This window comes from Streptomyces sp. DT2A-34, from assembly GCF_030499515.1.
In the GTDB taxonomy this organism is placed as follows: domain Bacteria; phylum Actinomycetota; class Actinomycetes; order Streptomycetales; family Streptomycetaceae; genus Streptomyces.
Window position 1 is genome coordinate 1,557,742 of the sequence record NZ_JASTWJ010000001.1, and the last position, 13,026, is coordinate 1,570,767.

Below are 13,026 nucleotides of genomic sequence, written 5' to 3' on the forward strand. Positions count from 1 at the left end.
ATCGGCGCGCTGTACGTCCAACGCGTCCTCGGCTACGGCGAGTTGCTCACCGACACGGCGTTCCTGCCGGCGCCGATCGCGATCGGGGTGCGGATGCTGGGTCTGTCGGCCCGTACCGTCGGCCGGTTCTGCGCGTACCGGGTGCTGCCGGGCCGGGCTGGTGCTCATCGTCGCGGGCATGGCGCTGCTGAGCCGTGCACCCGTCGACGGCTCGAGGACGCGGGGCCGGCGTCCGGGCTGTTCAACGCCACGCAGGTGGTGGGTGGTTCGCTGGGCCCGGCGGTGCTGTCCGTCCTGGCGGCGAGCCACACCGACGGTCTGCTCGGCCGGGGCACGGAGCTGGTGACGGCCACGGCCGGGGGCCACCAGCCGGCGTTCGGGACTGAGCAGGGCCGGTAGTGGCCTGGGAGGGGCGGCGGATGCTCGGTTCGCCGCCCATTCCGACGTCTCTCAGGCCGCATCCCGCCAGATCGTCATGTTCGCGGTCACGAAGGCGGCTGGGAGATACGCAGTCGATTTCGTCTGGATCACGAGTAGCGCGATGTCCCCTGAGGAGTGCTTGATGCAGATCTCGCTGCCGTTCGCCGTCGCGGCCAGCGGGAGGCGCCGGCCTTCGGGGTCGGAGAGGGCGAGGCGACACGAGTCGAGGGTGGCCCCGGGCTTCGTGTACAGCAAGGCGAACTCGCTGGTGTCGCTCTCCAGCGCGCAAGTCTGCCCGCACACGAGGCGGATATCGCCCTTGCGATCCTTGCGCAGGTCTTCCGGGTCCTTGAAGCTCACCGAGCTCTTCCCGTCCAACCAGACGAGAGGGTACGGGGTGGCTTGCGGCGACTTGGACAGGGTCGGGGAGGGCCGCGACTCCCGTGCCCCGCCACCGGTTCCCGAACTCCCGGTACCGGTACCGGCCCCGGACGTCGGCGCGGATGCCGATGACGACACCGACGACCGCGGGGACTCCTCCGCACCGGGCGTCGTCGGCGCGCCCGCGACCCAGTCGCGGAACCTGCCCCCCGCGTCCGCGATCATCCACGCGAAGCCCGTCAGCACGAGCGCCCCCGCCGTCACGCCGGCGGTCGTGATCAGCGCGGTACGCCGTCTCCCCGTCCGCCGCGCGTCCGGCACCGTCGGCTGCGGTCGCGTGACGACCAACGGCACCGCCTGTACCCGGGTGGGTTCGGGGACCGGAGCCGGAACCGTCGCCTCCGGCCCCATAACGTCCCGCCAGACGGTCGGCCCCGCGCCCGCGTCGGCTTTGGCACCCAGCCGCTGCCGGCACCACTCGACGATCTCCGCCGGGGTGGCCCGCTCCCCGGGAGCGGCGGCCAGGCACCGGGCGATCAGCGGGCGGAGCGGCTCGGGCAGCCGGGTCAGGTCGGGTTCTTCGTGCACGATCCGGTACAGCACGGTCGGCGCGGGGCCGTTCCCGTACAGCGGCTCGCCCAGCGCCGCGAACGCCGCCGTCTGGCCCAGCGCGAAGATGTCCGTCGCCGCCGTGACCTCACCCGCGGTCGCCTGCTCCGGTGCCATGAACTGGGGCGTGCCGACAGCGGAGCCCGTGGCGGTGTACGAGGTGAGGTCGGCGGCGAGCGAGATGCCGAAGTCGATCACGCGCGGCCCGTCGGCGGCCAGCAGCACGTTCGACGGCTTCAGGTCCCGGTGCACGATGCCCGCACCATGGATGGCCTGCAGTGCCTCGGCCACCCCCGCCACCAGCCACAGCACGGCGGGCACCGGCAGCGGTCCGCGCCGGGCCACGGCCTCCGCCAGGGACGGCCCGGGCACGTACAGCGTGGCCAGCCAGGGCGGTACGCCGTCCGCGTCGGCGTCGATCAGTTCGGCGGTGTACGCGCCGCGCACTCGCCGGGCCGCCTCCACCTCGCGGCGGAACCGGCGCCGGAAATCCGGGTCGTCGGCCAGCTCCGGCCGTACCACCTTGGTCGCCACCGGTCGGCCGCCCTGCGTGTGCGACAGGTAGACCCGGCCCATGCCACCCGCGCCGAGCCGGGCGGCGAGGCGGTAGCCGGCCACGACGGGCGGATCGTCCGCCTGCAGTGGCTGGAACACCTCGGTGGCGTTGTTCATCGGCCCGCTTCCCCTCATCCCCTGAACCCCTGGTCAACCCTGAGTTGACCGAGGCAGAAGCCTAAGCGGAATTCGGATGCGGGAAGTCCCGGAAGCCTGGGATGCTCCCGCTCCATGGCGGCACGACGCATCAGACCCAGCCTCTACATCTCCGTCGACATCGAGGCCGACGGCCCGATCCCGGGGCCGTACTCGATGCTGAGCCTCGGCGCGGCGGTCGCGGGAGTGCAGGACGCGGACGGATTCACGGCGGCCGACCCGGAGCAGCACACCTTCTACCGCGAACTCCGCCCGATCAGCGAGGAGTTCGTCCCCGAGGCGCTGGCCGTGAGCGGACTCGACCGCGAGCGCCTCGGCAAGGAGGGCCTCGACCCCGCCCTGGCACTCGCACAGTTCACGCGCTGGGTGCGCGAGGTCCGCGGCGACGCGCAGCCGGTGATGTGCGGCTACCCGGCGTCGTACGACTGGACGTTCCTGTACTGGTACTTGATCCGCTTCACCGGAGCGAGCCCCTTCGGCCACTCCGGCTGCCTGGACATGAAGACGCTGTACGCCACCAAGGCCGGGCTGCCCCTGCGGGCCGTCGCCAAGGGCACCATGCCGCGCGAGCTGCTGTCGAGGCGCCGCCACACGCACCATGCGCTGGACGACGCCATCGAGCAGGCCGAGCTGTTCGCCAACCTCATGGCGTGGCGGGGGCCCGGGTCGCCGTCCCGGTGATCTCCTCCCCCGCCTCCATCGGGTGGGTCACGTCCTGGGCGTCCCGGCCGCCACTGCCGAGGTGGTTGAAGACCAGGTTCAGCAGGACCGCCGCCACACAGCCGGTCGAGATGCCGGAGTCGAGGACGATCCGCACCGTCTCCGGGAAGGCGTGATAGAACTCCGGCGCCGTGATGGGGACGATGCCGACGGCCAGCGAGACGGCGACGATCAGTACGTTGTTGTCCTTGTCGAGGCCGGCCCGGACCAGGGTCTGGATGCCGCTCGCGGCGACCGAGCCGAAGAGGACGACACCCGCGCCGCCGAGCACCGGGCGCGGTACGACCGCGATGAGCGACGCCGCCATCGGGCACAGGCCCATCAGGACGAGGAAGCCGCCGCCGACCGCGACGACGTACCGGCTGCGGATCTTCGTCATGGCCACCAGGCCGATGTTCTGCGCGAAGGCGCTGCACATGAAGCCGTTGAAGAGCGGGCTGATCGCCGAGCCGAGGGTGTCGGCGCGCAGGCCGGCCGCGATGGTCTTCTCGTCCGCCGGGCGCTCGACGATCTCGCCCAGCGCCAGCATGTCGGCCGTCGATTCGGTCATCGAGACCACCATGACCACGCACAGCGAGATGATCGCGGCGAGCTGGAACTGCGGGACGCCGAAGTGGAACGGGGTCGGGAAGCCGATGACGTCGGCGTCCGCGACGGGGCCGAAGTCCGTGGCACCGAACGGGATCGCGATCAGCGTGCCGACGACCAGGCCGAGGAGTACGGCGATCTGCTTGACGAAGCCCCTGGTGAAGCGGCGCAGGAGCAGGACGATCAGCAGGGTTCCGGCCGCGAGGCCCAGGTTCGTCGCCGAACCGTAGTCGTGCGCCGCGGGGTCGGGCCCTTGTGCCCAGCCGAAGGCGACCGGGAGGAGGGATATGCCGATCAGGGTGATGACCGTACCCGTGACCACCGGTGGGAAGAAGCGGACCGCCTTGCTGAAGAAGGGGGCCGCCAGGAAGCCGAGGACTCCGGCGACGATGACCGCGCCGAAGATGATCGGCAGGGCGTCGGACTTGTCCTCGGTGGAGGCGACGACCGCGGTCATGGGCGCGACGCCGGCGAAGGTGACGCCGTTGACGAACGGCAGCCGGGCGCCGATCTTCCAGATGCCGAGTGTCTGGAGGAAGGTGGCGAGGCCCGCGGTGAACAGGCAGGCGCCGGTGAGGAAGGTCAGGTCGGTGGCGGAGAGGCCTATGGCCGCGCCGACGATCAGGGGTGGGGCGACGACTCCCGCGTACATGGCGGCCACGTGTTGCAGACCGGTGGTCGCCATTTTCAGGGCGGGGAGTTTCTCGTCGACGGGGTGGGGCGAAACGGGCTGGGCGGACACTGCGGCTCTCCTCCGGTTGGGTAACACGTCGGCTCTGACGTGGGTGTCATGGAGGTGGTGCGAGTGGTCGTGCGGGACCGGGGACGGGCCCGTTCTGGGGGAAACGGAGACCGTTCCGGGGCGCACGCGTTCACGCGCGCCCCGGAGACGGCCGCCATGGACCCCGCTCGGGTCCACGGCCACCGGTCGGGAGCCGTCCCTCCCGACCGGAGATCTTCAACTGGTCAGGCCTGGATCAGGCCTGCGCCGCGATCCTCGCCAGGCGCTGGGCCTCTTCCCGCGTCGAACGGGCGATGGCGTCCTCGTCGGCCGTGAGCAGCCGCCCGTCCTCGACGATCTGCCGGCCGTTCACGAACGATGCCGTGACCGGGGCCGCCGCGCCGAAGACCAGCGCGGTCACCGGGTCGGCGATGGAGGCGTGGGCGAGGGTGTCCAGCTTCCACAGCACGAGGTCGGCCAGCTTGCCGGGCTCCAGTGAGCCGATCTCGCGCGCGCGGCCGAGGACCTGGGCGCCGCCGTACGTCCCGAGGCGCAGCGCCTGCCGGGCGTTCAGGGCGGCCTCGCGGTGGGCGCCGAGGCGGTTGATGAGCAGCGCGTTGCGCAGTTCGGTGTGCAGCTCGCCGGACTCGTTGGAGGCGGTGCCGTCGACGCCGAGGCCGACCGGGACGCCTGCGGCGAGCATGTCGGGGACGCGGGCGATGCCGGCCGCGAGGCGGGCGTTGGAGGACGGGCAGTGGGCGACACCCGTCTTCGTACGGGCGAAGGCGGCGATGTCGGAGTCGTTCATGTGGACGCAGTGCGCCATCCACACGTCCTCGCCGAGCCAGCCGGTGGACTCGAAGTAGTCGGTCGGGCCCATGCCGAACAGCTCGTGGCAGAACTTCTCCTCCTCCACGGTCTCCGAGCCGTGGGTGTGCATGCGCACGCCGAGGCGGCGGGCCAGCTCGCCGCCCTGCTTGAGGAGTTCGGTGGAGATGGAGAAGGGGGAGCAGGGGGCGACGGCGACCTGGGTCATCGCGTCGAAGGAGGCGTCGTGGTGCCGCTTGACGGTCTCCTCGGTGCCGGCCAGCGCGCCTTCGAGGGTCTCGACGGCGAAGTCCGGCGGCAGGCCGCCGTCCTTCTCGCTGCGGTCCATGGAGCCGCGGGCGAGGGTGAAGCGGACGCCCATGTCGCGGGCGGCGCCGATGATGGCGCCGGACAGGTCGCCGGAGCCCTGGGGGTAGACGTAGTGGTGGTCCATGGCGGTGGTGACGCCGCCGCGGGCCATCATCGCCAGCGAGCCCTGGGCGGCCGAGCGCACCATCTGCTCGTCGATGCGCGCCCAGGTCGGGTAGAGGGCGACGAGCCAGTTGAACAGGTTGTGGTCCGTGGCCAGGCCCCGGGTGATCCACTGGTAGAAGTGGTGGTGGGTGTTGACCAGGCCGGGGGTGACCAGGTGCCCGGTGGCGTCGATGCGGCGTACGACGTTCTCCAGGCCCTCGGGGGCCTTGCCCGCGCCGAGCGACTCGATGCGGTTGTCCGCGATGACGATGTGGCCCGTGGCGTGCTCGGTGTCATGCGCGTCCACCGTCGCGATCGAACAGTTCTCGATGACGATGCGCTGGGCTGCTGCCATGGTTCGCCCCTTTTTCACGGGTGTTGTGCTGAATGGAGAGGGCACGGCAGGACCCTGGGAGTTTTGAGTGCCGTGACCGGGAAGGCGGGTTCCCCGGCCACGGGTGCCGAAAGGGGATGGATCAGAGGATGGATCAGAGGTTGGTGAGGTCCATGGGGATCTTCGCCTCGCAGCCGTCCCGCAGGATGGTGGCCTCGATCAGGCCGTAGGGGCGGTCGGCGGCGAAGTACACCTCGTTGTCGTTCTTCAGCCCGAACGGCTCCAGGTCCACCAGGAAGTGGTGCTTGTTCGGGAGGGAGAAGCGGACCTCGTCTATCTCGCTGCGGTTGTTGATGATGCGCGAGCCCATTTGGTAGAGGGTCTGCTGCAGCGACAGCGAGTAGGTCTCGGCGAAGGCCTGGAGCATGTGCTTCTTGGTCTGCTCGTAGGACTTCTCCCAGTTGGGCATCCGCTGCTCGTCGTCGGTCCAGTTGAACCGCCAGCGACCGGAGACCTGGGTGGCCAGGATGCGGTCGTAGGCCTCCTTCAGCGTCGTGTACTTGTCCTTGACGTAGCCCCAGAACTCGGAGTTCGTCGAGTTCATCACGACGAGGTCCTTGAGGCCGGAGACGACCTCCCACTTCTCACCGTCGTAGGTGATCTGCGTGAGCCGTGTCTCCTGGCCCTGGCGGACGAAGGAGTGCTTGACCTCGTCGGAGCCGATGAACTGCGAGTTGGCGTCGGAGGCCTCGATCCGCTCCCAGGCGTACTCCTCGATGCGGATCCGGGCCTGGTGGATCGGCTCCTGCGAGGTGACGAAGTGACGGGCGAGGTGGATGCCGAACTGCTCGGCGGACTCGATGCCGTACTCCTTGGCGAACGCGTACACCGTGTTCTTGGTGGTGTCGGTCGGCAGGACGTTGGCGTTCGAGCCGGAGTAGTGGACCTCGTCCATGTCGCCGGAGAGCGCGACGGATACGTTCAGGTCCTTGATGTGGTGGGTGGCGCCGTCCCGCGTGATCTTTACGACTCGGTTCTCGGCCTTGCCGTACTGGTTCTGTCCCAGGATCGTGGGCATGTCTGCTAGCTCCCTCGGTAAACGGAGTAGCCGAACGGGTTGAGCAGCAGCGGCACGTGGTAGTGCTCCCCGGGCTGCACGGCGAAGGTGATCGCCACCTCGGGGAAGAACACGGCACCGCTGTCCCGATTCGCGGGGGCGTCCTGCTGCGCATCGGCTTGCTTCTTCTCGAAATACGGCTCCACCGCGAAGTCGAGCCGTACGTGTGTGGTCCCCTCCGGCAGCGCCGGGAGGTCCTTGCACCGCCCGTCCGCGTCGGTCGCGGAGCCGCCGAGTGCCTGCCAGTCCGCATCCCTGCCCGAGCGGGCGGAGAGCTGGACGGCGACGTCCTCGGCGGGGCGGCCGATGCTGGTGTCCAGGATGTGCGTGGACACGGAGGCGGTGGTGCTGGTGCTCATGGTCAGGCGTCCTCTTCGGTCTTCCTCGAAGATCGGTCTTCGTCGACGAGGCGGGCGAGCCGGATACGGTTGATCTTGCCCAGCTCGGCGCGGACGATCTCCCGCTCCTGCTCCGGCGAGTTCCCGATCCGTTCCTTGACCGCGTCGCGCATCTGCTCGCCGGTCCGGCCGGTGGCGCAGATCAGGAAGACATGGCCGAACTTGTCCTGGTAGGCCAGGTTGAGTTCGAGCATCTCCGCCTTGAGCTCCTCGGAGGCGCCGGCCATGCCGCGCTGTTCCCGGGCCGAGGTCGGATCGCCCGGCTTGGGGCGGCCGATCGGCGGGTGGCCGGCCATCGCCTCGGCCAGGTCCTCGGCGGTCAGCTCGGCCATGGCGGCGTCACTGGCGGCGTAGAGGTCGTCGGCGGTGGCGTAGGGACGGGCGGCGAGCAGCCGCTTCGCCCACGCCGTGGCGGCGCACGCCTCATGGAGGGCGGCGTGGGCCGCGTGCTCCTCCAGGGCGTTGAACCGGGCCAGGCCCGAGGGCGTGGAATTCGACGTCACGGGAGCCTCCGTGGCCGCGAAGGGCCTTCGTACTGAACGGGCGTGCCGATAGCTAACGCCCTACGACGACGAGACGTCAACACTTTGTTGAAAATTCGCGGTAACGAAACCGGACGGGACGCCTCAGGCGCCCTTCTCACGGTTGAGGTAGTTGTAGACCGTGAAGCGGCTCACCCCGAGCGCGCTCGCCACCGTCTCCACACCGTGCCGCACGGAGAAGGCGCCGCGCGCCTCGAGTATCCGTACGACCTCCTGCTTGGCCTTGCGGTCCAGGTCCGCCAGCGGCTTACCCTTCCTGCGCTCCATGGCCGCCAGGATGTGATCCAGGGAGTCGGCCAGCTGAGGCAGGCGTACGGCGACGACGTCGACCCCTTCCCAGGAGAGCACGACGTCCTCGGGGCCGGCCTCGTCCGGCGGGAGAATCTCGCCGCCCATGGCGTCGACCAGCGGCTTCACGGCCGCGATGAAGGGCTCGTCCCCGGTACCGGTCACTCCTCGCCCTCCCCGACCACGTTGAGCTGAAGCGAGATCCGGGTGGCACCGGCCTCCAGCGACTTGCGCAGCAGGGCGTCCAAGGCGGTGAGCACGGCGTCGGCGCCCCCCTCGGCCGTGTTGCCGAACGGACCGACGTCCACCGCGTCGAGCTCGGCCGCCTCGATGACCTCGCGGGCCACCAGCGCGTGCGCGGGCGCCTCGTCGAGGTCGAAGGGCTCGGTCGTGAACTCCACTCTCAATCGCACGCGCTCAACCTAACGCCAGGTGACGCTTTCCGCCGACCCCTCTTGACAAGCTTCGCCACACGGCGGCAATCTTCCAGTAGGCAGAAACTAACTTCCGCAATATGGAATCTCGACAACGGAAGGGAGCGTCGGCGACATGCCAGGTTTTGAATGGGACACAGCCGCAGAGCAGCGCTTCAACGTCAACCTGTCGATCCTCTTCACGGAACTCCCGCTCCTGGAGCGCCCCGCGGCCGCCGCCGCGGCCGGCTTCACCGCGGTCGAGCTGTGGTGGCCCTGGGTCGACTCCCCCACCCCCGAGCAGTCCGAGCTCGGCGCCCTGAAGAAGGCGATCGAGGACGCGGGCGTCCAGCTCACCGGGCTGAACTTCTACGCCGGTCAGCTGCCCGGCCCCGACCGGGGCGCCCTGTCGGTCCCGGGCGAGGAGTCGGAGAGGTTCCGCGCCAACATCGACGTGGCCGCCGACTTCGCCCAGTCGCTGGGCTGCCGCGCGCTCAACGCCCTGTACGGCAACCGCGTCGAAGGCGTGGACCCGGCCGAGCAGGACGCGCTCGCGCTGGAGAACCTGGTCCTCGCGGCCCGGGCGGCCGACCGGATCGGCGCGATCCTTCTCATCGAGGCGCTGAACAAGCCGGAGTCGCCGCTGTACCCGCTGGTGTCCGCACCGGCCGCCGTCGGCATCGTCGACAAGGTCAACGAGGCGACAGGACTGGGCAACGCGAAGTTCCTCATGGACCTTTACCACCTGTCCATGAACGGCGAGGACCTGCCCTCGGTGATCGAGCAGTACGCCGCGAAGACCGGCCACGTGCAGATCGCCGACAACCCGGGCCGCGGCGCGCCCGGCACGGGGACGCTGCCGCTGGAGGAGCTGCTCGACCAGCTGAGGAAGGCGGGCTACGAGGGCTGGGTCGGCCTGGAGTACAAGCCGGGCGACCGCCCGAGCGCGGAGGCCTTCGACTGGCTGCCGGTGGAGCAGCGCGCCGCCCGCTGACGGCACCGTCCCCTGGGGGCTGCCTCCCCCAGACCCCCGCTTCGGCCCTGAACGGGCCTCGTCCTCAAACGCCGGACGGGCTGATCGATGCAGGCCGGCGCCAATTCGTAGACGTACCACAGCAGTTCAGAGAGGTACCCCCATCATGAGCAACCTCCCCAAGATCGCCTGGATAGGCCTCGGCATCATGGGCTCCCCCATGTCCGAGAACCTGATCAAGGCGGGTTACCAGGTCACCGGCTTCACGCTGGAGCAGGACAAGCTGGACCGCCTGGCCGCGGCCGGCGGCACCGCCGCGTCCTCCATCGCCGAGGCCGTGCGCGACGCCGACGTGGTCATCACGATGGTGCCTGCCTCCCCGCAGGTCGAGGCCATCTCCTACGGCCCCGACGGCATCCTGGAGAACGCGAAGTCCGGCGCGCTGCTGATCGACATGTCCTCGATCACCCCGCAGACCTCGGTCGACCTGGCGAAGGCCGCCAAGGGCAAGGGAATCAGGGTCCTGGACGCCCCCGTGTCCGGCGGTGAGGCCGGTGCCATCGAGGCCGTACTGTCGATCATGGTCGGCGGTGAGCAGGCCGACTTCGACACCGCCAAGCCGATTCTCGAGGCCCTCGGGAAGACCATCGTGCTGTGCGGCCCGCACGGCTCGGGTCAGACCGTGAAGGCGGCCAACCAGCTGATCGTCGCCGTGAACATCCAGGCGTGCGCCGAGGCCGTGGTCTTCCTGGAGAGGTCCGGCGTGGACCTGACGGCGGCGCTGGACGTCCTGGGCGGCGGCCTGGCCGGCTCGACCGTGCTGACGCGGAAGAAGGACAACTTCCTGAACCGGGACTTCAAGCCCGGCTTCCGTATCGACCTGCACCACAAGGACATGGGCATCGTCACGGACGCCGCACGCAACGTCGGCGCCGCCCTGCCCGTCGGTGCCGTGGTCGCCCAGCTGGTCGCCTCCCTGCGCGCGCAGGGCGACGGCGGCCTGGACCACTCGGCCCTGCTGCGGGCCGTGGAGCGCCTCTCCGGCGCCCAGGCCTGACCCACCCCGAGACTTCCGGGCGGCGTCTTCGCTGACATCTGTCCTGTCGCGCCCAGGCGGGGAGGCCGCCCGGAATCCACCGCCGCAAACAACTTCAACAAACTGTTGACGTTCAGATTCCCTCACTTCTAGGCTCCACCAAGCGGAAAGAGTTTTCCGCTGCCACCAGCACGGAAGTGCCACCGCACGGAAGGTCCACGATGTCGAAGCGCGTGCTCACGACCGAGGCCGGCGCCCCGGTCGCCGACAACCAGAACTCCGCCTCCGCCGGCGTCGGCGGCCCGCTCCTGCTCCAGGACCAGCACCTCCTGGAGAAGCTGGCGCGCTTCAACCGCGAGCGCATTCCGGAGCGCGTGGTGCACGCCCGGGGCTCCGGCGCGTACGGCCACTTCGAGGTGACCGACGACGTCACCGGCTTCACCCACGCCGACTTCCTGAGCGCGGTGGGCAAGCGGACCGAGGTGTTCCTGCGCTTCTCGACCGTGGCCGACAGCCTCGGCGGTGCGGACGCGGTCCGCGACCCGCGCGGCTTCGCGGTCAAGTTCTATACGGCGGAGGGCAATTACGACCTCGTCGGGAACAACACCCCGGTGTTCTTCATCAAGGACCCGATCAAGTTCCCGGACTTCATCCACTCGCAGAAGCGCGACCCGTTCACCGGCTGCCAGGAGCCGGACAACGTCTGGGACTTCTGGGCGCACGCCCCCGAGGCCACGCACCAGGTGACCTGGCTGATGGGCGACCGCGGCATCCCGGCGTCGTACCGCCACATGAACGGCTACGGCTCGCACACCTACCAGTGGACGAACGCCGAGGGCGAGGCCTTCTTCGTCAAGTACCACTTCAAGACGAACCAGGGCATCCGCTGCCTGAGCGCCGAACAGGGCGCCGAGCTCGCGGGCAAGGACCCCAACTCGCACCAGACGGACCTGCTCCAGGCCATCGAGCGGGGCGTGCACCCGTCGTGGACCCTCTACGTCCAGCTCATGCCGACGGCCGAGGCGGCCGACTACCGCTTCAACCCGTTCGACCTCACCAAGGTCTGGCCACACAAGGACTACCCGCTGCGGCGCGTGGGCCGGCTGGTCCTGGACCGCAACCCGGACAACGTCTTCGCCGAGGTCGAGCAGGCCGCGTTCTCCCCGAACAACTTCGTGCCGGGCATCGGCCCCTCCCCCGACAAGATGCTCCAGGGCCGCCTGTTCGCCTACGCGGACGCCCACCGCTACCGCCTGGGCGTCAACCACACCCAGCTCGCGGTGAACGCCCCGAAGGCGACGACCGCGCAGAACTACGGCCGCGACGGCCTCATGGCCGGCAACTCCCAGGGCCGGTACGCCAAGAACTACGAGCCGAACTCCTACGACGGCCCGGTCGAGACCGGCCGCCCGTTGTCGGCCCCGCTCGCGGTGACCGGCCACACGGGCACCCACGAGGCCCCGCTCCACACCAAGGACGACGACTTCTTCCAGGCGGGCGAGCTGTACCGCCTGATGTCCGCCGAGGAGAAGTCCCGCCTGGTCGCCAACATCGCCGGTGGCCTCTCCCAGGTCTCCCGCGACGACGTGATCGAGAAGAACCTGGCCCACTTCCACGCCGCCGACCCGGAGTACGGCAAGCGCGTGGAGGAGGCGGTCCGCGCCCTGCGCGAGGACTGAACCCCGAGACTGCGTCCGCCTCCTGACGGAAGGTCATGAGCCGGACGCACCGCCCACGCCATGCCGCCGATCGACCCGGATGAGGGGTGGTCGACCGGAGAGGGGGCGCGGGCAACATGAGGACCGCGGCGGCGTGCGAGCCAGTGCGGTGGTGAAGGTCCGGGCCTCCTTCTCGACCTGAGGGAAGGAGCCCCCGGTTCCGTCGCTGCCGCCGCGGTCCCGAGCCCTGCAGACTCCGTCCGGCGGCGCGAACGTCCTGTCGCGCCCAGCCTCGCACCGCCGGACGGCCACAACCGCATACCTCACCGGCTGAAGAGCGCCGGGTACGGACGGTCCCGTACCCGGCGCTCTTCGGCGTCCTTCTCCGGGTCCGGGTGACCGGACAGGGTCCGATAGGTTGGCCGTATGCCTTCCGTACTGGTTGTCGGTTACGACCCACAGGCGATCCCCGGGGTCGACGCGCAAGCCCTTCGCGGGGCGCTGGACAGGGAGTTGGCCCGGTTCGGCGAGCACGGCATCGACGCGGCCATGGCGCTGGTGGTGTTCGACGAGTCGGCCGAGCCCACCCTCGTCGCGTCACTGGCCGAGCGTCCGTGGGACGTGGTGGTCGTCGGCGGTGGCATCCGCAAGACGGAGCAGTTGCTCCCGCTCTTCGAGCAGATCGTGAACCTGATCCGACGCCATGCGCCCCAGGCCGCCATCGCGTTCAACACCAGCGGCGGGGACAGTGTCGAGGCGGCACAGCGCCGGCTCTGAGGCTCCGACCCCTACCCGGTCGGCCTTGGGCCTGAGCCCTACCGGAATACGTCACCGAT

Annotated in this window: 13 protein-coding genes and 1 pseudogene; 6 read left to right on the plus strand and 8 right to left on the minus strand. The window is 69.9% G+C overall.

Going from position 1 to position 13,026, the window contains the following annotated elements; genetic code table 11:
* A pseudogene (locus QQM39_RS06800) lies at positions 1–399 on the plus strand (MFS transporter); the annotation flags it as partial.
* A gap of 51 nt (positions 400–450) precedes the next feature.
* Here QQM39_RS06800 and QQM39_RS06805 read toward each other — a convergent pair.
* A complete protein-coding gene (locus tag QQM39_RS06805; protein WP_301995716.1) occupies positions 451–2,082 on the minus strand; it encodes a serine/threonine-protein kinase in 1,632 nt (543 codons plus the stop codon).
* 114 nt (positions 2,083–2,196) lie between these two features.
* On the opposite strand from QQM39_RS06805, the gene QQM39_RS06810 reads away from it, so the two are divergent.
* On the plus strand, positions 2,197–2,802 hold the full coding sequence (locus QQM39_RS06810; protein ID WP_301995717.1) for a 3'-5' exoribonuclease: 606 nt from the start codon (positions 2,197–2,199) through the stop codon (positions 2,800–2,802).
* Here the strand turns inward: QQM39_RS06810 and QQM39_RS06815 are convergent.
* From QQM39_RS06815 to QQM39_RS06845, 7 genes are all read right to left on the minus strand, one after another.
* A complete protein-coding gene (locus QQM39_RS06815; protein ID WP_302003503.1) occupies positions 2,765–4,114 on the minus strand; it encodes a nucleobase:cation symporter-2 family protein in 1,350 nt (449 codons plus the stop codon). The two genes, QQM39_RS06810 and QQM39_RS06815, sit on opposite strands and share 38 nt — an antisense overlap.
* 292 nt (positions 4,115–4,406) lie before the next feature.
* The gene (locus QQM39_RS06820; protein WP_301995718.1) at positions 4,407–5,786 is read right to left on the minus strand and encodes an 8-oxoguanine deaminase; all 1,380 of its coding nucleotides are present in this window, start codon (positions 5,784–5,786) and stop codon (positions 4,407–4,409) included.
* A 133-nt stretch (positions 5,787–5,919) separates the two neighbouring features.
* Positions 5,920–6,843, minus strand: coding sequence for a factor-independent urate hydroxylase (pucL, locus tag QQM39_RS06825; protein WP_301995719.1), 924 nt, complete (start codon positions 6,841–6,843; stop codon positions 5,920–5,922).
* Positions 6,844–6,848: 5 nt separating this feature from the next.
* Positions 6,849–7,241, minus strand: a complete 393-nt coding sequence (gene uraH / locus QQM39_RS06830; protein ID WP_301995720.1) for a hydroxyisourate hydrolase — start codon at positions 7,239–7,241, stop codon at positions 6,849–6,851.
* A 2-nt stretch (positions 7,242–7,243) separates the two neighbouring features.
* Positions 7,244–7,783 (minus strand): 2-oxo-4-hydroxy-4-carboxy-5-ureidoimidazoline decarboxylase, encoded by a 540-nt coding sequence (uraD, locus tag QQM39_RS06835; RefSeq protein WP_301995721.1) that lies wholly within the window; start codon positions 7,781–7,783, stop codon positions 7,244–7,246.
* 123 nt (positions 7,784–7,906) lie between these two features.
* Positions 7,907–8,275: a helix-turn-helix domain-containing protein gene (locus tag QQM39_RS06840; RefSeq protein ID WP_301995722.1), complete on the minus strand. Its 369-nt coding sequence runs from the start codon at positions 8,273–8,275 to the stop codon at positions 7,907–7,909.
* Positions 8,272–8,523: a hypothetical protein gene (locus QQM39_RS06845; protein ID WP_301995723.1), complete on the minus strand. Its 252-nt coding sequence runs from the start codon at positions 8,521–8,523 to the stop codon at positions 8,272–8,274. The genes QQM39_RS06840 and QQM39_RS06845 overlap by 4 nt, the downstream gene beginning before the upstream one ends.
* Positions 8,524–8,659: 136 nt before the next feature.
* Between QQM39_RS06845 and QQM39_RS06850 the strand changes: the two genes are divergently transcribed.
* From QQM39_RS06850 to QQM39_RS06865, 4 genes are all read left to right on the plus strand, one after another.
* Positions 8,660–9,517: a TIM barrel protein gene (locus QQM39_RS06850; protein WP_301995724.1), complete on the plus strand. Its 858-nt coding sequence runs from the start codon at positions 8,660–8,662 to the stop codon at positions 9,515–9,517.
* 145 nt (positions 9,518–9,662) lie between these two features.
* The gene (locus QQM39_RS06855; RefSeq protein ID WP_301995725.1) at positions 9,663–10,553 is read left to right on the plus strand and encodes a 2-hydroxy-3-oxopropionate reductase; all 891 of its coding nucleotides are present in this window, start codon (positions 9,663–9,665) and stop codon (positions 10,551–10,553) included.
* 200 nt (positions 10,554–10,753) lie between these two features.
* Positions 10,754–12,211, plus strand: a complete 1,458-nt coding sequence (locus QQM39_RS06860; RefSeq protein ID WP_301995726.1) for a catalase — start codon at positions 10,754–10,756, stop codon at positions 12,209–12,211.
* A gap of 405 nt (positions 12,212–12,616) precedes the next feature.
* Positions 12,617–12,967: a hypothetical protein gene (locus QQM39_RS06865; RefSeq protein ID WP_301995727.1), complete on the plus strand. Its 351-nt coding sequence runs from the start codon at positions 12,617–12,619 to the stop codon at positions 12,965–12,967.
* Positions 12,968–13,026 lie beyond the last annotated feature (59 nt).